Source organism: Pseudomonas sp. CCOS 191, from assembly GCF_001007005.1.
Classification (GTDB): Bacteria; Pseudomonadota; Gammaproteobacteria; order Pseudomonadales; family Pseudomonadaceae; genus Aquipseudomonas; species Aquipseudomonas soli.
Genome location: NZ_LN847264.1, coordinates 1,899,747 through 1,919,694 on the forward strand (window position 1 = coordinate 1,899,747; position 19,948 = coordinate 1,919,694).

General features: G+C 64.4%; 12 protein-coding genes. 9 read left to right on the forward strand and 3 right to left on the reverse strand.

Going from position 1 to position 19,948, the window contains the following annotated elements; translation table 11 throughout:
- Positions 1-95: 95 nt before the first annotated feature.
- Complete coding sequence (gene dnaQ / locus CCOS191_RS08570) at positions 96-851, forward strand: DNA polymerase III subunit epsilon (RefSeq protein WP_046854821.1); 756 nt, start codon at positions 96-98, stop codon at positions 849-851.
- A 142-nt stretch (positions 852-993) separates the two neighbouring features.
- On the forward strand, positions 994-3,234 hold the full coding sequence (locus CCOS191_RS08575; RefSeq protein ID WP_046854822.1) for an Orn/Lys/Arg decarboxylase N-terminal domain-containing protein: 2,241 nt from the start codon (positions 994-996) through the stop codon (positions 3,232-3,234).
- Here the strand turns inward: CCOS191_RS08575 and CCOS191_RS08580 are convergent.
- On the reverse strand, positions 3,218-3,436 hold the full coding sequence (locus CCOS191_RS08580) for a hypothetical protein (RefSeq protein ID WP_028690532.1): 219 nt from the start codon (positions 3,434-3,436) through the stop codon (positions 3,218-3,220). The two genes, CCOS191_RS08575 and CCOS191_RS08580, sit on opposite strands and share 17 nt — an antisense overlap.
- 158 nt (positions 3,437-3,594) lie before the next feature.
- Between CCOS191_RS08580 and CCOS191_RS08585 the strand changes: the two genes are divergently transcribed.
- A complete protein-coding gene (locus CCOS191_RS08585) occupies positions 3,595-4,155 on the forward strand; it encodes an NADPH-dependent FMN reductase (RefSeq protein WP_046854823.1) in 561 nt (186 codons plus the stop codon).
- Between the two features lie 70 nt (positions 4,156-4,225).
- Here CCOS191_RS08585 and phnX read toward each other — a convergent pair whose 3' ends face one another.
- Complete coding sequence (phnX, locus tag CCOS191_RS08590) at positions 4,226-5,053, reverse strand: phosphonoacetaldehyde hydrolase (RefSeq protein WP_046854824.1); 828 nt, start codon at positions 5,051-5,053, stop codon at positions 4,226-4,228.
- Positions 5,054-5,086: 33 nt separating this feature from the next.
- On the reverse strand, positions 5,087-6,193 hold the full coding sequence (locus CCOS191_RS08595) for a 2-aminoethylphosphonate--pyruvate transaminase (protein WP_046854825.1): 1,107 nt from the start codon (positions 6,191-6,193) through the stop codon (positions 5,087-5,089).
- A gap of 113 nt (positions 6,194-6,306) precedes the next feature.
- Between CCOS191_RS08595 and CCOS191_RS08600 the strand changes: the two genes are divergently transcribed.
- From CCOS191_RS08600 to CCOS191_RS08625, 6 genes are all read left to right on the forward strand, one after another.
- Positions 6,307-7,170: a LysR substrate-binding domain-containing protein gene (locus tag CCOS191_RS08600; RefSeq protein ID WP_046854826.1), complete on the forward strand. Its 864-nt coding sequence runs from the start codon at positions 6,307-6,309 to the stop codon at positions 7,168-7,170.
- Positions 7,171-7,227: 57 nt separating this feature from the next.
- Positions 7,228-8,271: an AraC family transcriptional regulator gene (locus CCOS191_RS08605; RefSeq protein ID WP_046854827.1), complete on the forward strand. Its 1,044-nt coding sequence runs from the start codon at positions 7,228-7,230 to the stop codon at positions 8,269-8,271.
- A 49-nt stretch (positions 8,272-8,320) separates the two neighbouring features.
- Complete coding sequence (locus CCOS191_RS08610) at positions 8,321-12,832, forward strand: NEL-type E3 ubiquitin ligase domain-containing protein (protein ID WP_046854828.1); 4,512 nt, start codon at positions 8,321-8,323, stop codon at positions 12,830-12,832.
- A gap of 92 nt (positions 12,833-12,924) precedes the next feature.
- Positions 12,925-17,388 (forward strand): NEL-type E3 ubiquitin ligase domain-containing protein, encoded by a 4,464-nt coding sequence (locus CCOS191_RS08615; RefSeq protein WP_052752581.1) that lies wholly within the window; start codon positions 12,925-12,927, stop codon positions 17,386-17,388.
- A 124-nt stretch (positions 17,389-17,512) separates the two neighbouring features.
- Positions 17,513-19,159 (forward strand): AMP-binding protein, encoded by a 1,647-nt coding sequence (locus CCOS191_RS08620; protein ID WP_046854829.1) that lies wholly within the window; start codon positions 17,513-17,515, stop codon positions 19,157-19,159.
- 12 nt (positions 19,160-19,171) lie between these two features.
- The gene (locus CCOS191_RS08625) at positions 19,172-19,939 is read left to right on the forward strand and encodes an SDR family NAD(P)-dependent oxidoreductase (protein ID WP_046854830.1); all 768 of its coding nucleotides are present in this window, start codon (positions 19,172-19,174) and stop codon (positions 19,937-19,939) included.
- Positions 19,940-19,948: the final 9 nt, after the last annotated feature.

Here is a 19,948-nt window from a genome sequence, read left to right on the forward strand (position 1 = left end):
TGTAGGAGCGGCTTCAGCCGCGATGGGCCGCAAAGCGGCCCCGATTTCGTTATACTCCCACCCCGAATTCAAGCACCGCCAGTTGGAGTCCCCGCGTGGAGCAGCAGCAAGACAAACGGTTCGTCATCCTCGACACCGAGACCACCGGCATGCCGGTGGCCGAAGGCCACCGCATCATCGAGATCGGTTGCGTCGAGGTCGTGGGCCGGCGCCTGACCGGGCGGCACTTCCATGTCTACCTGCAGCCCGACCGCGAGAGTGACGAGGGCGCGATCAACGTCCACGGCATCACCGATGCCTTCCTGGTCGGCAAACCGCGCTTTGGCGATGTGGCCGAGGAGTTCTTCGAGTTCATCCAGGGCGCTACCCTGGTCATCCACAACGCCGCGTTCGACGTTGGCTTCATCAACAACGAGTTCGCCCTGATCGGCCAGCAGGATCGTGCCGATATCTCGCAGCATTGCCCGATCCTCGACACCCTGATGATGGCGCGCTCGCGCCACCCGGGGCAGCGCAACAGCCTCGATGCCCTGTGCAAACGCTATGGCATCGACAATTCCGGCCGTGAGCTGCACGGCGCACTGCTCGACTCGGAACTGCTGGCCGACGTCTACCTGGCGATGACCGGTGGCCAGACCAGCTTGTCGCTGGCGGGCGAAGGGGCGGGCGACGAGGATGGGCAAGGGGCAACCGGTAGCGAGATCCGCCGTATCGTCGGGCGTGCGCCGGGGCGGGTGATCCTGGCCAATGAGGAAGAGCTCGAGGCCCATGCCGAGCGTTTGGCGGCCATTGCCAAGTCGGCGGGTGGGCCGTCGATGTGGCAGGCATTGACCGAGCCAGCCGCCAGCTGACTCGAAGGCAGGCCCGGCCCATCGCTGGCAAGCCAGCTCCCACAGGGACCGCATCCAGCGCTGCGCCTTGTGAGCCGGCCTGGCGATGACAGCATCACACTCGACTACCCTGAGGGAAATTACCCGCAGAGGTAGCCGCCCGATGTACAAGGACCTGCAGTTTCCGATCCTCATCGTCCACCGGGCCATCAAGGCCGACAGCGTCGCTGGCGAGCGGGTGCGCGGCATCGCTGATGAACTGGCCCGTGACGGCTTCGCCATCCTCGCCGCCGCCGACCAGGCCGAAGCACGGCTGGTGGCCGCCACCCATCACGGCCTGGCCTGCATGCTGATTGCCGCCGAGGGCGTCGGCGACAACAGCCGCCTGCTGCAGAACATGGCCGAACTGATCCGCCTGGCGCGGCTGCGGGCGCCCAACCTGCCGATCTTCGCCCTGGGCGAGCAGGTCACCCTGGAGAATGCCCCGGCCGAGGCCATGGGCGAGCTGAACCAGTTGCGCGGCATCCTCTACCTGTTCGAAGACACCGTGCCGTTTCTCGCCCGCCAGGTGGCGCGGGCCGCGCACAACTACCTCGACGGCCTGCTGCCGCCGTTCTTCAAGGCCCTGGTGCAGCACACCGCGCAATCCAACTACTCCTGGCACACGCCGGGCCATGGTGGTGGCGTGGCCTACCGCAAGAGCCCGGTGGGGCAGGCATTCCATCAGTTCTTCGGTGAAAACACCCTGCGCTCGGACCTGTCGGTCTCGGTGCCGGAACTGGGCTCGTTGCTGGACCACACTGGCCCGCTGGCCGCCGCCGAGGCACGGGCGGCACGCAACTTCGGTGCCGACCATACCTTCTTCGTCATCAATGGCACCTCCACCGCCAACAAGATCGTCTGGCACGCCACGGTCGGGCGCGGGGACCTGGTGCTGGTGGACCGCAACTGCCACAAGTCGGTGGTGCACGCGATCATCATGACCGGTGCCATCCCCATCTACCTGTGCCCGGAGCGCAACGAGCTGGGCATCATCGGGCCGATCCCGCTCAGCGAGTTCAGCCCGGCGTCTATCCAGGCGAAGATCCAGGCCCATCCTCTGGCCCAGGGAAAGCCTGCGAAGATCAAGCTGGCCGTGGTTACCAACTGCACCTACGACGGCCTCTGCTACCACGCCGGGATGATCAAGCAGGCCCTGGGTGCCAGTGTCGAGGTGCTGCACTTCGACGAGGCTTGGTTCGCCTATGCCGCCTTCCATGAATTCTTCGTCGGTCGCTACGCCATGGGTACGCCGCGTGGCGACGATGGGCCGCTACTGTTCAGCACCCATTCCACCCACAAGCTGCTGGCGGCCTTCAGCCAAGCCTCGATGATCCATGTGCAGGACGGTGCCAGCCGCCAGTTGGACCGCGACCGTTTCAACGAAGCGTTCATGATGCATATCTCCACCTCGCCGCAGTACAGCATCCTCGCCTCGCTGGATGTGGCCTCGGCGATGATGGAAGGCCCGGCGGGGCGTTCGCTGTTGCAGGAGATGTTCGACGAGGCCCTGAGCTTTCGCCGGGCGCTGGCCAACCTGCGCGAGCACCTGGCCGCCGATGACTGGTGGTTCAGCATCTGGCAGCCGCCGACGGCGCAGGTCGGCGAGCAGCAGGCGGCGGACTGGCTGCTGCAACCGGGGGCCGAGTGGCATGGCTTTGGTGGGCTGGGCGACGACTATGTCTTGCTCGACCCGCTCAAGGTCACTTTGGTGATGCCGGGCGCCGCTGGTGCAGCGGAGGGCCATGGAATTCCCGCGGCAGTGGTGGGCAAGTTTCTCTGGGAGCGCGGGCTGGTGGTGGAAAAGACCGGCCTGTACAGCTTCCTGGTGCTGTTCTCGATGGGGATCACCAAGGGCAAGTGGAGCACGCTGCTCACCGAGCTGCTGGAATTCAAGCGCCACTACGACGCCAATACCACGCTGGCCGACTGCCTGCCCAGCGTGATGGTGGTGCAGCCGTCACGCTACCAGGGGCTGGGGCTGCGCGACCTGTGTCAGCAATTGCATGGTTTCTACCGTGGCAATGCCACGTCCAGGCAGCTCAAGCAGCTGTTCACCCGTTTGCCGGAGGTGGCGATGGCTCCGGCCGAGGCCTATGACCGGATGGTGCGCGGGGAGGTGGAGGCGGTGCCTATCGAGCATCTGCTGGGCCGGGTCGCGGCGGTGATGCTGGTGCCCTATCCACCAGGGATACCGTTGATCATGCCGGGCGAGCGCTTCACCGAGGCGACCCGCTCGATCCTGGTCTACCTGGACTGCGCCCGGGCCTTCGACCAGGGTTTCCCGGGCTTCGTCGCCGACGTGCACGGCCTGCAGCGGGATGGGCAGTTGTATACGGTGGACTGCGTCAAGGAATACGAATGATCTCGACGCCGGTCTGGGCCAGCTCGAAACGGTCGTCGCCCAGGTGGTTGACGCGGTCGCCGATAGCCAGGCGATAGCTGGTAACCGGCGCGCCGAGGGTGCTGCCGTCGGCCTGGAGGGTGGACTCCTGGAACTCGTGGACCGGGTAGATACGGCCTTCGGCGTCGCGGGCGTGGAACTGGCCGACCATTACTGCTGCCATTTAGGTGGAAACCTCTGAATCGTGTAGGAAATGTCTGTAGGCATAGACCAGTGAAACGCCCGGGAAGTTTTCAGCCGAATGGAAAAAAACCGCGAAGCCGAGGAACGGTCATCTATAACTAACTGGTCCCATTCCCAGAGCAGAGGTTGCAAAACGCCATGGGCCAGGTCTATTCGGTAGCGGTTGTCGTCGGCAGCTTGCGCAAGGAGTCCTACAACCGCAAAGTGGCCCGCGCGCTGTCTGAGCTGGCGCCGTCCAGCCTTGCCCTGCGGATCGTCGAGATCGGCGACCTGCCGTTGTACAACGAGGATGTCGAGGCCGAGGGCGCTCCCGAGGCGTGGAAGCATTTTCGCGACGAGATCCGCCGCAGCGACGCGGTGTTGTTCGTCACCCCGGAGTACAACCGTTCGGTGCCGGGCGGGTTGAAGAATGCCATCGATGTGGGGTCGCGGCCTTACGGACAGAGCGTATGGGGCGGCAAGCCGGCGGCGGTGGCCAGCGTCTCGCCGGGGGCGATCGGCGGGTTTGGTGCCAATCATGCCGTGCGTCAGTCGCTGGTGTTTCTTGACATGCCGTGCATGCAGATGCCCGAGGCGTATATCGGCGGGGCCGCGACGCTGTTCGATGACAGTGGCAAGTTGAATGACAAGACCCGGCCGTTCCTGCAGGGGTTCATCGACAAGTTTGCCTCGTGGGTGAAGCTGAACCGGGCGGTCTGAAGATGCCTCATCGCCGGCAAGCCGGCTCCTGTGGGAGCCGGCTTGCCGGCGATGGCCATCACGCGGACGATCAGCAAGCCTGCGGCATCTCACCCTTGGCTAGCCGGCGGTTGATATCGGCGATCACCTCGGGCAGCTCGTTGATGGTGTCGATCAGGTAGTGCGGGCGCGACCCTGCAAACATCGCGTGAATACGCTTGCGCTCGCTCTCCAGCTTTTCCGCGCTCAAGGCCTGGTAACCTTCCCAGGTCAGCCCCAGGGCATTGCCCGAGCACACCAGCGCCACGGTCCACATCCCGGCGCTGCGGCCTTCGAGAATGCCCGGCACGGTGTCGTCGACCTTCACGCAGGCCGCCACATCGTCTATCCCCAGGGCGATCACGTTGGCCAGGGCCTGGGCCGGCCATGGGCGGCCGTTCGGGGTTTCGTCGGTGGCCACCACGTGGTCGGCGACGTAGCCATTGCGTGCCGCCAGTTCCACCACCTTGTCCATCACCACTTTCGGATAGCCCGAGCAGGAGCCGATCTTCAAGCCGTCCTTGCGCAGGCCGGTAAGGGTGTCCAGCGCGCCGGGGATCAGCGCCGAGTGCAAGGCGATCTTCTCGATCTGCAGCGGCATGAAGCGTTCGTAGATAGCGGTGACGTCATCATCGCTCGGCGTGCGTCCGAACACCTTGCGGTAACGCTCGGCGATCTCCGGCACGTCGCACAGGGTACGGATATGGTCCCATTTGCCCATGCCCATCGGCCCACGGGCCTCCTCGATGGACACCTGTACGTCGAACTCGGCGAAAGCCTCGACGAAGATCTGCGTGGGGGCGAAGGAGCCGAAGTCGACCACGGTGCCGGCCCAGTCGAGGATGGCGGCTTGCAGCTGGATAGGGTTGCTGTAGTTCATGTGCGCAGTTTCCTTGAATTGGGTAGGCAGAGTTCAGATGTCCAGTACTTCCATTTCCCGCAGCACCTCGGCCACGGCGTTCACGGCGGCCTGCATGCCCTCGGCGCCGACCACGCCGATGCAACCGACACGGAAGGTCTCGACCTGGGTCAGCTTGCCGGGGTAGAGGATGAAGCCCTTGGCCTTGACCCGCTCGTAGAAGTCCTTGAACTGGTAGCGCGCATCGTTCGGGGCGTGGAAGGTGACGATGATCGGCGCCTGGATTTCGGCCGGGAGGAAGCTGCGCAGGCCAATCCGTGCCATGCCGTCGAGCAGGGTCTTGCAGTTGTCGGCGTAACGCTGGTGTCGAGCAGGCAGTCCACCTTCCTCGTTGTACTGTTGCAACGCTTCGTGCAGGGCAGCGACCACGTGGGTCGGCGGGGTGAAGCGCCACTGGCCGGTCTTGGCCATGTAGGCGTGCTGGTCGTGCAGGTCCATGGCCAGCGAATGGGCGTTGCCTTCGGCGGCGGCCAGGGCGGCTTTTTCGGCGAAGACGAAGCCCATGCCCGGCACGCCTTCCAGGCACTTGCCGGAGGCAGCGATCAGCGCTTCGAAAGGCACCTGGCGGGCATCGATCGGCAGCGCGCCGAACGAGCTCATGGCGTCGATGATCAGGCGTTTGCCGTGGCGCTGGACCACCTGGGCGATCTCGGCCAGCGGGTTGAGGATGCCGGTGCTGGTCTCGCAGTGGATCAACGCCACGTGGGTAACGGCGGGGTCGGCGGCGAGCAGGCGGTCGACGTCGGCGGCGGTGGTTGGCTGGTCCTCGGCGGTCTCGAAGGTGCTGTAGGCGCGGCCCAGTACCTTGCAGATCTTCGCCAGGCGCTGGCCGTAGGCGCCGTTGATCAGCACCAGCACCTTGCCGTCGCGCGGCACCAGGGTGCCGATGGCCGCTTCCACGGCGAAGGTGCCGCTGCCTTGCAGCGGCACGCAGTGGTGGCTGGTGGCACCGTCGAGGATCGCCAGCAACTGCTCGCACACGCTGGCGGTCAGCTGGTTGAAGTCGCGGTCCCAGGAGCCCCAGTCCACAAGCATGGCCTGGCGGGTGCGCAGCGATGTGGTCAAAGGACCGGGGGTCAGCAGGATCGGGGCGTTGCTCATTCCGTGGTTCCTCACTTGCGGTGGGCTGGAAACTAGTGGGGCTAGGTTGCAATTCGCCGAGCCATCAATCAAATTGTTTGTAGATATGCCAGCCATAAGTCAGGCCGATAGATATGAACCTGTTCCAGCTCCGTGCCTTCGACGCCGTCGCCCGCGAGGGCAGCTTCACCCGTGCCGCCGAGCGTCTGTTCATCAGCCAACCGGCGGTGACCGGGCACGTGAAGGCGCTGGAGGAGCACTACCAGATCACCCTGCTGCGGCGCACCGCCCGGCGGGTCGAGCTGACCGAGGAGGGCACGCGCCTGGCGGCCATCACTCGAGCGATGTTCAGCCTGGCCGAGGAGGCCCAGGCCATGCTCGAAGCCAACAGGCAGTTGCTCACCGGACGCCTGGAGGTCGCCGCCGATGGTCCGCACCGGGTCATGCCCATGCTGGCGCAACTGCGCGAGCGCTACCCTGGCATCACCGTCAACTTGCGCCTGGGCAATGCCCAGGAAACCTTGGCCGCGTTACTGACCGAACATGCCGATGTGGCGGTGCTGACCGAAATCGAGCCACGCAAGGGGCTGCACCTGCAAAGCCTGTGCGAATCACGCCTGTGTGCCTTGCTGCCGGTGGGGCATGCCTGGGCCACGGCCACCGACGACTTGCCGCTGGCCGAGTTGGACAAGCAGATCATGGTGCTGCGCGAACCCAGCTCGACCACCCGGCGCACCTTCGACAAGGCTTGCGCCGATGCCGCGGTGCAGCCGCGGGTGCTGCTGGAGCTGGACAGCCGCGAGGCGGTGACCGAAGCCGTGGCGGCCGAGCTGGGCATCGGTGTGGTGTCGTCCACCGAGGTGGCGCATGACCCGCGGGTGGTGGCGCGGCCGTTGAGTGGCGCAGGGCTGGTCAACCAGCATATGGTCGGCTGCCTGGAACGGCGCCGCGAGCTGCGCCTGATCCAGGCGTTCTTGGGGCTGGCGGCCGGCCTGTGATGGCTGTTTTCAACGGTGCGGCCTAAGATGGCCGGCAATGTGACGACAGGACGGTCGATGAGCGAGAAAGACACCATCTCCATGCAACTGGTGCGCGAGGCGCTGTTGCAGACCTGCCCGGCGGGTGCCGATACGGCGTTGCTGGCGCGTGCCGGTATCGATGCCGGCCAGCTTGACCTGCCCGAGGCGCGTGTCGGCGCCGAGGCCTATGCCCGGCTCTGGCGCCTGCTGGCGCGGCGCTGCAACGATGAGTTCTTCGCCATGGATCCGCGCGGCCTGCGCAGTGGCAGCCTGGCATTCTTGTGTCGGGCGAGCATGGCACAGCCGACCCTGGCCGCTGGTATCGAGACCGCGCTGGCGTTCCTTGGCCTGATGCTCGAGGACCTGCAGCCAAGCCTGGTGCGCCAGCAGGGGCTGGCCGAAATCGTCATCAACGAGCCGCGTGATACGCCACGCCGGGCCTTCACCTACTTCACCTTCTGGATGATCGTGCATGGCGTGGCGTGCTGGCTCGCCGGGCGCCGCATCCCGATCCTGGCCATCGAGCTGCGTTGTGCCGAGCCGCCATTCTGCGACGACTATCGGGTGATGTTCTCGGAAAACCTGCAGTTCGACCGGCCGCGCACGCGCATGATCCTCGCCGCCGATTGCCTGGACTTGCCGTTGCGCCGCCACCCGGAGGAGTTGCAGCGGTTCCTCGCCGAAGCACCGGGCAACATCCTGGTCAAGTACCGCGACCCGGCAAGCCTGGCCCGGCGTCTGCGCGGCGACCTGCGTGGGCGGGACCCGGCCAGTTGGCCGGATGCCGAGGGCCTGGCCAGCGGTCTGTGCATGTCGGTATCGACCCTGCGCCGTCGCCTTGCCGAGGAGGGGCAGACCTACCAGGGGCTCAAGGATAGCGTTCGCCGCGAACTGGCCATCGCCTGGCTGGCCGACCCGGTCGTCGGGTTGGGCGACATTGCCGAGCGCCTCGGTTTCGCTGACAGCAGTTCGTTCTACAAGGCGTTTCGCAAGTGGTTCGGTTGCAACCCTGGCCAATACCGCTCGGTGGCGTTGGGGCAGGAAGGTTCCGGGGCCGTGGTTCCCGCTGCCCAACCCTGAGTGCTGTGAGCAAAGTCTGGGCCTCCCGAACTTCTGATGGATGCCCAGCATGACTTCACCGATAGCCGCTTCGAAGGAAGCGGCCCGTGCCACCAAACTGGCACATGCCACTGACGACTTCATCGCCGAGCACTTGCCAGGCTGGCTCAAGGAGGCCGGGGCAAGTGGGATCGCTCGGCTGCGTGGCAGTGCCCGGGCGCATGGCGAAATCCAGGTGCAGCTGTCCGAGGCGTTGGACAAGCTCGAACCACTGGATCTGTTTTTCAAGCGCAAGCTGCAGGCAGAGGTGATCTCGCCACTGAAACTGACTGTGGGGGTGTCGGGGCTGCATTGGCGTGAAGGCCGTGGCAGGTTCGTACCGCCACAAGACCCGCTGGATACGCCAGGGGTCGATGTTCGATACCCTCTGGAAACCGTTGAGCAGCGGTTGATGCGCAACTTTGAGGCCAATGCCCGCTTTTTCGAAGGCACAGGGCTGGTTTCGAACGAGGGGACGCTGGTCTTCGATGATACCGACCGCCTCGTCGAACGCTGCCGCCAGGCCGATATCGGCAGGCAGTACCAGCAGCATCTGAGCGGGGTCTTCACACCGGCAGTGCGCGGTCGACTAGCTCGGGACAAGCGCCACGGGCTGGCGCTGGCCCTCGATATCGCAGTGCTGAAACAGCAAGTGCGGCCCGTGGATGAAGCACTGTGGCGCTTGATGCTGGCTGACAGGCCGCTGATGCACCTCGAGGGAACGACGGTCCGGGTCTGTCGGCTCACGGTGATGGGGCTTGCAGTCACCGACGGCCTCGTACTCGAGGTATCGGGTTCATGGCTGCCTGGGGGGTTACCAGGGCAAGTCGAGCCGATACAGGCGGTGTTGCTTTACCTTCCTGCAACGTCCTTACCGATCCAGCGCTTCGACTCTTGGGCAAGCATGGGCATCGCGTTGGGGCGAGCACTGCGCAACGAGCATTACCGCCAACGTTTCACCCATCGGCTGGCTGTCGCCGACCGTGCCATCTTTCTATCGACGCTGAGCCAGCGCCTGGCCGATGCCCACACCGACCTGGAACCGGCCGGCAGCACGATTACCACCGATGTGTTCGAGCAGATGGCGCTTGACCTGGAGTCGCGTATCAAGGGCGATGCCCGGCAACTGCTGGTGCCCACTGCCGATGCCGATCACGCCGCCAGCAGTGCCCGCTTCAAGGCTTTGCAAGGCGTGGGCCTTTCTGTACTCAATGTGGCGGGGATGTTCGTGCCCGTGGTCGGTGCCTTGCTGACGACCCAGATGGTGGCGCAGATCGTTGGCGAGGTGTTCGACGGTGTGGGCGACTGGGCCCGGGGGCACGATCATGAAGCCCTCGCGCACCTGCTTGGGGTTGCCGAAACGGTCGCGGTCGCGGCGGGCCTGGGCGTTGCGCTGCACTCGGTGTCGCGTGTGTTCGAGCGCAGCGCGCTGGTCGATACGATGGTGCCAGTGCACAGCGACGGGCAGGCAATGCTGGGTACGGCTCAATTGGGCGATTATCGGGACCCGCAGGGGCCGCCTGCGAGCGCAACACGTCAGGCCAATGGCTTGCTGTGGAGTGATGGCCGGTTCTGGTGGACGGACCGGCATGTCAACTTCGAAGTGCGTAGGTCGGATGGGCAATGGTACTTGCGCCACCCGACGCGGGAATCAGGCGCGCATCCCCGCTTGCTGTACAACGGTGAGCGGGGCTGGCGTCTTGCCAGCCAGCGACCGCTGGAATGGCAAGGCGCCCAGCATCTGCTGGGATACCTGTGGCCAGAGGCGGTGTCCATGGCGCCGGCCAGGGTCACGCAGGTGCTCAAGGTCGCGGGAGTGGATGAGCCCCAATTAAGACGTTTGCTGGTTGAAAATCGGGCGTTACCGGTGCAATTGCGTGACACGCTCGAGCGGTTCTCTGTCGGTGCCCGTATCGAGGCCTTTATTGTACGGGCAGGTGCTGGGAGCGCCATCGACGAAGATGAGGCATTGCTTCAAGCGTGCCGTGAGCTGCTCGCTATCGGGTCTTTGGATGCGCATGCGCAACTGGACGCCATCGCCGAGCACGCCGCGCAGGTAAGGGAGGCGTTGCTGGACCGCCTTTCGCGAGCGTACCTGACTGAAGATTCGCTGCAATCCTTGATCCAGCGGGATTTTCCCGGCCTGCCGGACGCCTATGCCTTGCACTTGCTGGCACAGGCTAATGACGAACAGCGCGTGGTGATGACCCAGTCGGCGCGCATTCCGCTGGCGCTAGCTGAACAGGCTCGGCTGTTGTTGCAGACTGCCCGGCTCACGCGTATTCGCGAAGCCCTGTATCTGCCGGGCAGCTATTGTGACGAGAGCGTCGAGTTGGTATTTGCGTTATTGCGCCGTCATGCTGGTTGGCCGGTTTCGTCGAATCTGTTGCTGCGCCGTTCTGCGCATGGCGGGCCAGTTCTGTCTCGACTTTACCCTGGCGACGAGGCCATCGTGCTGGTGCGCAAGACGGGCGGTTTTGAACTCTACACGGAGGATGGGCGGGCTCTGGACCTCCAGCCGCAGGCGCCAGCGGACCTGTGCGAAACGCTCGTGGCATGCCTGCCGACACAATGGGGTTTTGCCCAGCGCTGGCAGGGTCCAGAGGTAGCGCAGAGGATACGTGAGGACTTGCAGGCTTGGTTGCCGAGCGACCGTGAAGCGTTGGCCAGGGTCATGGGGATCCGTGAGATCAAGCCGTTCTTCAACCCGATGGTGCGGGTGGATGACGGGCCTCTCGGCTATCCGTTGAGCGGTCGGGGCGCGGCCCGAGGGCATTCCGAGCGATGGTTGCGTGATGAAATTCGTGCCTTGTACCCAAGCTTCGATGATGCGTCGGTCCAGACATACCTGGAGCAAATTCTCGACCTGCCTGGCTCACCGTTTACCCGTTTGCTCGAACAACGCCGGGCCTATCATGCCCTGGTCGATGCGATGGACAGTTGGGTTACCCAGGAAACGGACGCTCACCTCGCACAGGTTCGACGCCTGGTCGCCAGCCAGTTGCGACGTTGCTGGCGCAGGGAAGGCGAGCGATTGCTGGACATCAATGGCGACCCTGCCGGAATGCGATTGTCGTTGGTTGGCCTGCATGTAGGGGCGCTGCCGTTGTTGCCTGTCGGTGTGGAGTTCGTCCATGTGACTGACCTGATTCTCGTTGGTTTGCAGCTAAGCGAGATGCCGGTGGGGTTCCTGCGGGCGTTTTCCAGCGTCCGCTGGTTGAACCTGGGCAACAATCGTCTTGGCCGGATTCCGTCGGAGCTCATCCACATGCCTCGACTCAGGGCCGTGCGTCTGCCCCGCAACCGTATTCGGTTGGATAGTGGCGGTGAGCAAGTGCTAGGGGGGCTTGCCCGTCTGCACACGCTCGACCTGAGCGGCAACCGGCTACGCCAGGTGAATCTTGCCTTTTCGTCTTTTGTGCATCTGCGCGAAGTCGGTCTGCGCGATACCGGCCTGCTTGAGTGGCCGGCCGGACTGCAGCACTGTCCATTGCTGGAGCATGTGGATATGCGCGACAACCAAATCGCCAGCTTGCCGGAATTTGTCTTCGCCTCGCCTTGGGCCTATCGGCAATGCCTGGCCCTGGCAGGCAATCCGCTGGCCGCGAGGGACTTCCTGCGGCTGGCTGAGCCGCGTGAGCCCGTGGCTGTCTTCGCGGCGCCACGGCAAGGCGCGCAGCCTTGGCATCAGGGGTTGGAAGCTCGCGCATTGGCGCGGCGGAGGGTGCAATGGGCTAGCCTGCAGGCCGAAACCGGTAGCAATGATCTGTTCGCCTTGCTCGATGAGCTCACCGGCACCCGCGAATACCAGCGGGTACCGCAGGACCTGCGCAGGCGTGTCGGGGTATTGCTGGATGCGCTTTGGCAAGACAGTGGTTTGCGTGAGGATGTCTTCACACTGGCCAGTGATCCGCGTACGTGTGTCGACAGTGTGATTTCGTGCTTCAGCGCACTTGAAGTCCGGGTACTGGTGTTTCGCACATTGCAGGGCTTGGCCCCAGGCGAGGGAGAGCGCGTGCGTTTAGGTTTGGCGGGGCGGTTGTATCGTCTGGACCGTGTCGAACACCAGGCGCGCCTGCACATGCAGAGACTAGCGCATGGCTTGGCGGAGGGTGAGGGGGGCGTCGACGAGGTCGAGGTTAGTCTTGCCTACCGTATTGGTCTGGCACAGGTGCTGAATCTGCCTGGACAGCCGCAGACCATGCAGTTCTCCAACCTTGCCCAGGTAAGCCAGGCCGACCTCGACAATGCCAGGGTCGCGATACTCGAGGAGGAAAGAGGTGCTGGACTGGCGCTATTTACAAGCCAGCGCGATTTTTGGCTCGACTACCTCAGGCAAGCGCATGAAGGCCTGTTCGAACAGGCAGAGCAGCCGTTTTGGGCGCAGGAGGAGCAACTCTACGACAGGCGCCAGGCGTTGAGCGATGGGGCTTATCTGGAGCGCAGCACCCAGCTTTCTGGTGAACGCCAGCAGACGGTTGCGGCGTTGGCTCTGCGCTTGACGCAACAGGCGTTGGCGGCTCACCCGGGCCTCTTTGGCTGAACCAACCCTTGGACTGCCTGGTACTTTTCCCCCTGCCGTGGCCAGGGGGGCGACGTCATCGTGATGCCTCATTAACTTCGGAGACTTCACGGATGAACCAGAATCACCCACCTGCCGAGGCCATGCAGGCAAAGATCGGCAATGCGACCGATGACTTTATCGCAAGCCGTCTGCCGACTTGGCTGGCCAGGGCATCACGCGGGCAGATCAGGACGTTACGGGCAAGTTTCGCCAGGCACAGGAGCAGCCAGGAAAAGCTGCGCAAAGCGACGCTGGACCTGATGCCCCCCCAGGCGTTTGCAAAGAAGAGATTCGAAACCCTGTTGCCCGACGGCCTCAGTGTGGACCAGTTGCTGTGGCGTGAAGTGGTACTGCGCAACATCACACGGTTTGCGAACTTGCAGACACCGCAGATGGAGGTGGGCGAGCGTGTGCAGCCGGCCTTGCTGAGGTTGATGCAGAACTTTCACGAGGGCGCGAACTATTGGGCCGGTACCGGCCTGGTCAACGCCAAGAACGATGTGCTGGTTTACGAGCAAACGGACAAGCTGGTGCGCAACGTGCGTGAACTGGATGTCGGCAATCAGTATCAGGCGTTGCTGGCAAGCGTGCTCGTAGCCGCGCGTGCAGAGCTCGTCCAGGACAAGCGCGACGGCCTTGCACTGGCCACCGAGATCGCGGCCTTGAAGGGCCAGGTGACGGCCTATGAGCAGATCGTGCTGCGAGCACTGGCCAAGGGCGAAGAGGCCTATGGCAGCAATCTACGCGGTCAGGTTGGTGTGCTGAAGGTACTCGACCAGGTCATCGTCGACGCGTTGGTCGTCTACTTGCACACGGTCGACGGCAAGGAAGCGGGGGTCATCCTGTACTTGCCCAGCGACCCGCAGCGGGCGTTGCGAAGCTTCGCGTCGCGCCAGGCCCTGAGCGACGCCCTGGCAGGGCAACTACGTCAGACGGCTTACCGCCAGTACTTCGGCAGCCTGGTCAGCCTTGGTGCGCGCGCGGGATTTCTTTCGAGACTGGAACTGCGCCTGCGGGATGAACGAACGGACCTGCAGCTCGATAGCCATACGCCAGATGGCGACATCTTCGAGGTGGTGGTCCAGCAGCAGATCGAGCGCGTCAAGGCCGATGCGTTGTTGTTGCTGGTACCGACCGCGCGAGCCGACCAGCAGGCGGCCAGAGCCCGGCTCGACACCTGGAAGGCCGTCGGGCTTGGGTTGTTCAATCTGGCGGGGCTGTTCATTCCGGAGGTCGGTGCCATCCTGCTCGGGCAGTTCGTGGTGCAAACCTTGGCGGAGGTCTACGAGGGGGCGATGGACTGGCACCATGGTCATCAGCACGAAGCGTTGGATCATATGCTCGGGGTTGCCGAGAATGTGGCGGTCGGTGCGGCGATCGGGGTGGGCGTTGGCCTGGTGCGCAGTGTGTTTGTCGATGAGCTGGTGCCGGTCAGCACGGAGAATGGGCTACGACTTTGGCATGACGATTTGCAGGCCTATGCCGTGCTGCGGGATGAGGAAGCTTTGCAGGGTGATGGCCTGTATGGCGACGGCGAGCAGCGGCTGATGCGCGATGGCGAACGCTATTACCAGATACACAGAGCCAGGCCAGATGGCCCGTGGCGTCTGCGCCATCCCACGCGCGAGGGCGCCTATGGCCCGGTTGTCGAGCACAATGGCGAGCGTGGCTGGAGGCTGCGGCAGGCACATCCTTTGCTGTGCCAGGACAACAGCATCATGCTCAACAGCCTTTGGCAGCCGGTGAAGCCGTTCGACGCGGCGCAGGCGGAGCAGATACTGCGGTGCTCCGGCCTCGACCAGGAGGCGTTGCGCGGCCTGCTGGTGGAAGGCCGGCGGGTACCTTTCAACCTGCGCGACACCTTGCAGCGTTTCGAGGCTCATGCGCGCATCGAGGCATTCTTCGAGCATCTGGGCGGCGATGCATTGTCGCCCGAGGAAGGGGCATTGCTGCAATGGTGCGAGGCTCGATTGGGCAAGCAGGGGCAGGGCATGGCAATGCGTTCGGCATTGATGCTCGAGGCACCGGTCCTGCGTGGCGAAATGTTGACGTACCTGACCCAGCCGCGAGCCTCCGACGACCCGCTACTGGCTTTGCTCAGACGTGATTTCCCAGGGTTGCCCGAGCTGTACGCGCGAGCAGCCGTGAGCGATGCCAGCGAGGCGCAGCGCTCGCTGGCAACCCGCGAGCAGCGGCTGGCGTTGGGGCTGGCTGTCCGGGCACGGACCTTGTTGCGTCTGAGCCGGCTCAATCGCGCAGTCGAAGGGCTCTACCTGCCGGAGGCTTATCATGACACCTGCGGTGAGCTGCTGTTGGAGTCATTGCGTACCCTGCCTGCATGGCCGCACAGCGTTAACGTGCAGTTGCGTGAAGGCTCCGTCACGGGCCGGATCATCGCGCAGGTATTTCCCGATGGGAGCGCATCGAGGGATTTCAGTCTGGTGTTCAAGCAGGGGCGGTTCTCACTCTACGGTCCTTTGGGCGAAATGCTGCCTCTGGTCAACGCTCAGGCCGCGGATATCTTCGATGCGCTCTCGGCGGTGCTGACAGCGGATCACTTGCAGGCAATGGGGATTGCCGACGGCCAAACCCGCGAGCCATTGCGCAAGTATCTGCTCGGGCGATTGCCCTCTTCGCATGAAGGCCTCGCCCGACTGCTGGGATTACCGCCCAGCGCGGGCTGGATCAACCCTGGGCACCGTCTGCCGGATGGTCGTGTGGGATATCCACTCAGTGGGCGGCCTGGTGGTGGAAGTCCTCCCCGGCAGCGAATGCTTACCCGGTTGCGCGGTATATACCCGGGGCTTGATGATCAGCAACTCGAGCAGGAACTGGAGCGGCTGCTGCGGCTTGACGGTCCGGTCTTCCAACACCTGGCGAACCTTGAGGACGACGCAGAACAGTTGGAGATGCACCTGAACCGGTGGGTCAGCGCCGAGCTCAACCCCGCCCGGCAAAGCGTGCGCGAGCGCTTCTCGATGAACCTGCGGCGCGCCTGGCGCTTGCAAGGCGAGCCGATTGCGGCCGTGGGTGCGGTGCCTGCCGGACAGCGCTTGAACCTCATCAACCTGCAGGTAAGCACGGTGCCGCCGCTACCGCCGCAGGTGGACTTTTCCCGCGTGACCGCGATGACCTTGGCTGACGGAAGCCTGACGCGTGTTAACACGGAGTTCCTGCGCTGCTTTACCGCCTTGCGAGAGTTGAACATCAGCAGTAACCGGCTCCTGCAAGTGCCGCAGGGGCTCGCCTACCTGGTCGAGCTACGCCGCTTGCGCCTGGCGCACAACAACATTCGTCTGGACCGCACCGCCCTTGATGCGCTCAATGGGTTGCCCCAATTGACCCATCTGGACCTGAGCTACAACCCGTTGGGAGCCTACCACTTCCGCTACGATCAGTTGTCGCACCTGGTTGACCTGAACCTGCGTCGCACGCGCCTGGTCGAGTGGCCATCGGAGATCGAGCTTTGCCAAAGGCTCGAGCGTGTGGATCTGCGAGACAACGACCTGGTTACGGTTCCTGCACCGATACTGGCAATGCCCAACGTCCGGCGCCGAGCCTTTCTGGTGACGGGCAATAACCTGAGAATGCGCGATCTTCAGGGGTTGTACGCCTTGGACCTGATTCAGGAACACCACCATCTACCACAACCGTTGAGGGTGATCGATCCGGTACTGACGCGTCAGGCCTGGATCGCCTCTGAAATTGAGGCAGACAGCAGCGCCAAGGCAATGCAATGGGACACGCTCCAGGCTTTACCGGGTAGCGATGGTCTGTTCATGCTACTCGGCCATCTGCGCCATACGGCCGATTACACCAATGCCCGAGAGGTGCTGAACCGGCGCGTCTGGCGGTTGCTTGGCGCACTGGCGCAGAGCGGCGGATTGCGGGAGACGGTGTATGCCCTGGCGGCGCTGCCGCTGAGTTGCGAGAACAGCATTGCCGATCGGTTCAGCGAGCTGCTGATTCAGCAAGTCGTGAATAGCGCGCAGCATAATCCCTTGCATGAGCGTGGCGATGAACTGCTGGCATTGGGGCGTGGCCTGTTCCGCCTGGAGCAGGTCGAGCTGTTTGCCCGCCAGGACATCCTGGCGCGAATCACCGAGGGTGAGGATGTCGATCAGATCGCAACCGGGCTGTACTACCGCGTGCAATTGCGCCAGAGGCTGGGTTTGCCTGAACAACCCCACTCGATGTTGTTCGCCGAGGCCGCGGCGGTCGATGCCGCCCAGCTTGAAGCGGCGTTCAGGGCGGTACAGGTTGCCGAGGCGGCCGGTGGCCTTGCCGAGAGCCTCAGTCAGCGCCAGTTCTGGCAGCATTATCTGCGCGAGCGTCATCAACAGGTGTTTGACGCCCTCGAGCAGGTGTATGCCGACCGTCGTGCGCTGTTGCTTGGCCGCCAGCCGCAGTTGCCGCCGGCGCAGTACAGCCAGTTAGTGGAAAGCCTGGAAATCGACAGGGCCTCGGACGAGCATGCGCAGATGCTGCAACTGACCCGTGAGTTTCTCATGGGGCGCGAGCGTGGGCGGGGCTGAGTCAGGCCACGGCCAAACCGGTCATCGTGATTGACAGCTTTGGCCATTGCCGCGCCCGATGCGTGGCGCGAACATCGTCGGACCGATGGTTCAACTCCAAAAACAAGAAACCAGGAGTCCGACAATGCGCGATTATGCCGAGGCCGCTCGCTCGTTCGACCATGCCCAGGCCGCCGATGCGGCGCTGCATGGCAACCTCGAGGCCCTCAACGCCTGTGTCGAATGCTGCGACCGGCACACCGGCGGCGACCAGCCCGCCCTGATCTGGGAAGACCGTGACGGTAACGGTGGGCGCTACAGTTTCGACCAGTTGCAGGGTATGGCGAGCCGCCTGGCCAATGTGCTCAAAGGCCAAGGGGTCCAGGCCGGCGACCGGGTCGCCGGGCTCATGCCGCGCACGCCCGAGTTGCTGGTAACCATCCTCGCCACCTGGCGCCTGGGTGCGGTCTACCAGCCGCTGTTCACTGCATTTGGCCCCAAGGCCATCGAGCACCGCCTCGAGCAGTCCCATGCCAAGGTGGTGGTCACCGATTGCAACAACCGGCCCAAGCTCGATGACGTGGCGGATTGCCCGCTCATCATCACGGTCGGGGCAGGCAATGGCGAGCTGGATTTCCACCGGGCGCTGGAGGCTGCAAGCAGCGTCTGCGAGCCCGTGATGCGCCGCGGCGACGATCCGTTCCTGCTGATGTTCACCTCCGGCACCACGGGCCCGGCGAAGCCGCTGGAAGTGCCGCTGCGGGCCATTGTTGCCTTCCAGGGCTACATGCGCGATGCCATTGGCCTGCGTCCCGAGGACAACTTCTGGAACCTGGCCGACCCTGGCTGGGCCTACGGCTTGTACTACGCGGTCACCGGACCGCTGTCACTGGGGCATGCCACCACTTTCTACGATGGGCCGTTCAGCGTGGAGAGCTGCGCACGGGTCATCGACAAGCTCGGCATCACCAACCTGGCCGGTTCACCCACGGCCTACCGCTTGCTGATCGCCGCAGGCAGCACCTTCTCGGCGCCGATCAAGGGTCGCCTGCGGGTGGTCAGCAGCGCTGGCGAGCCACTGAACCCCGAAGTGATCCGTTGGTTCGCCAGCGAACTGGGGGTGACCATCCACGACCACTACGGCCAGACCGAGCTGGGCATGGTGCTGTGCAACCACCATGAACTCGAGCACCCGGTGCACATGGGGTCGGCCGGCTTCGCCATCCCCGGCCACCGCATCGTGGTGCTGGATGAGCAGGGCAACGAACTACCCGCCGGCCAGCCGGGGATCCTCGCGGTGGACCGCGAGCAGTCGCCGCTGTGCTGGTTTGCCGGCTACCACGGGCTGCCGACCAAGGCGTTTGTCGGCAAGTACTACCTTAGCGGCGACACCGTCGAGCTGAACCCGGACGGCAGCATCAGCTTCGTCGGCCGCAGCGACGATGTGATCACCACTTCCGGCTACCGGGTCGGGCCGTTCGATGTCGAGAGCGCGTTGATCGAACACCCGGCGGTGGTCGAGGCGGCGGTGATCGGCAAGCCTGACCCGGAGCGCACCGAACTGATCAAGGCCTTCGTGGTGCTCGGCCAGGGCTACCAAGGGAGTGCCGAGCTGGAGGAAACCCTGCGTCAACACGTGCGCCAGCGGCTGTACGCCCACGCCTACCCGCGTGAAATCGAATTCGTCGGCGAGCTGCCCAAGACCCCGAGCGGCAAGCTGCAACGCTTCATCCTGCGCAATCAGGAAATCGCCCGACAACAAGCCGCGCAGCCGATCGCTGCGGGCGCCTGAAGGAAAATCACCATGCAAATCCAGAACAGACACTTCATCGTCAGCGGCGCGGCCTCGGGCCTGGGCGCCGCCACCGCGCAGATGCTCATCGAGGCCGGCGCCAAGGTCATGCTGGTCGACCTGAACGCCGCGGCAGTTGAGGCCAAGGCCGCCGAGCTGGGCACAAATGCCCGATTCACGGTGGCCGACATCAGCGACGAACAGGCGGCCAAGGCGGCCGTCGATGCCGCCGTCAGCGCCTTTGGCAGCCTGCAGGGTCTGGTCAACTGTGCCGGCATCGTCGGTGCCGAGAAGGTCTTGGGCAAGAACGGCCCGCACGCCCTGGGCAGCTTTGCCAAGGTCATCAACGTCAACCTGATCGGCAGCTTCAATCTGCTGCGCCTGGCTGCCGCGGCCATGGCCGAGGGGCAGGCGGACGAGGGCGGTGAGCGTGGCGTGATCATCAACACGGCCTCCATCGCCGCCTACGATGGGCAGATCGGCCAGGCGGCCTATGCCGCTTCCAAGGGCGCCATCGCCAGCCTCACCCTGCCGGCCGCCCGTGAGCTGGCGCGTTTCGGCATCCGTGTGATGACCATCGCCCCCGGCATCTTCGAAACCCCCATGATGGCCGGCATGACCGAGGAAGTACGTGCCTCGCTGGCTGCCGGGGTGCCGTTCCCGCCACGCCTGGGCCGTCCGCAGGAATATGCGGCACTGGCCCGCCACATCATCGAGAACAGCATGCTCAACGGCGAGGTGATTCGCCTCGACGGCGCGCTGCGCATGGCTGCCAAGTAAGGAGCAACG

Excerpts from the sequence above, each read along its gene's own strand:
- CCOS191_RS08575 (WP_046854822.1), top strand. The coding sequence starts at position 994 with ATGTACAAGGACCTGCAGTTTCCGATCCTCATCGTCCACCGGGCCATC.
- CCOS191_RS08580 (WP_028690532.1), bottom strand. The coding sequence starts at position 3,436 with ATGGCAGCAGTAATGGTCGGCCAGTTCCACGCCCGCGACGCCGAAGGC.
- CCOS191_RS08585 (WP_046854823.1), top strand. The coding sequence starts at position 3,595 with ATGGGCCAGGTCTATTCGGTAGCGGTTGTCGTCGGCAGCTTGCGCAAG.
- phnX (WP_046854824.1), bottom strand. The coding sequence starts at position 5,053 with ATGAACTACAGCAACCCTATCCAGCTGCAAGCCGCCATCCTCGACTGG.
- CCOS191_RS08595 (WP_046854825.1), bottom strand. The coding sequence starts at position 6,193 with ATGAGCAACGCCCCGATCCTGCTGACCCCCGGTCCTTTGACCACATCG.
- CCOS191_RS08600 (WP_046854826.1), top strand. The coding sequence starts at position 6,307 with ATGAACCTGTTCCAGCTCCGTGCCTTCGACGCCGTCGCCCGCGAGGGC.
- CCOS191_RS08605 (WP_046854827.1), top strand. The coding sequence starts at position 7,228 with ATGAGCGAGAAAGACACCATCTCCATGCAACTGGTGCGCGAGGCGCTG.
- CCOS191_RS08610 (WP_046854828.1), top strand. The coding sequence starts at position 8,321 with ATGACTTCACCGATAGCCGCTTCGAAGGAAGCGGCCCGTGCCACCAAA.
- CCOS191_RS08615 (WP_052752581.1), top strand. The coding sequence starts at position 12,925 with ATGAACCAGAATCACCCACCTGCCGAGGCCATGCAGGCAAAGATCGGC.
- CCOS191_RS08620 (WP_046854829.1), top strand. The coding sequence starts at position 17,513 with ATGCGCGATTATGCCGAGGCCGCTCGCTCGTTCGACCATGCCCAGGCC.
- CCOS191_RS08625 (WP_046854830.1), top strand. The coding sequence starts at position 19,172 with ATGCAAATCCAGAACAGACACTTCATCGTCAGCGGCGCGGCCTCGGGC.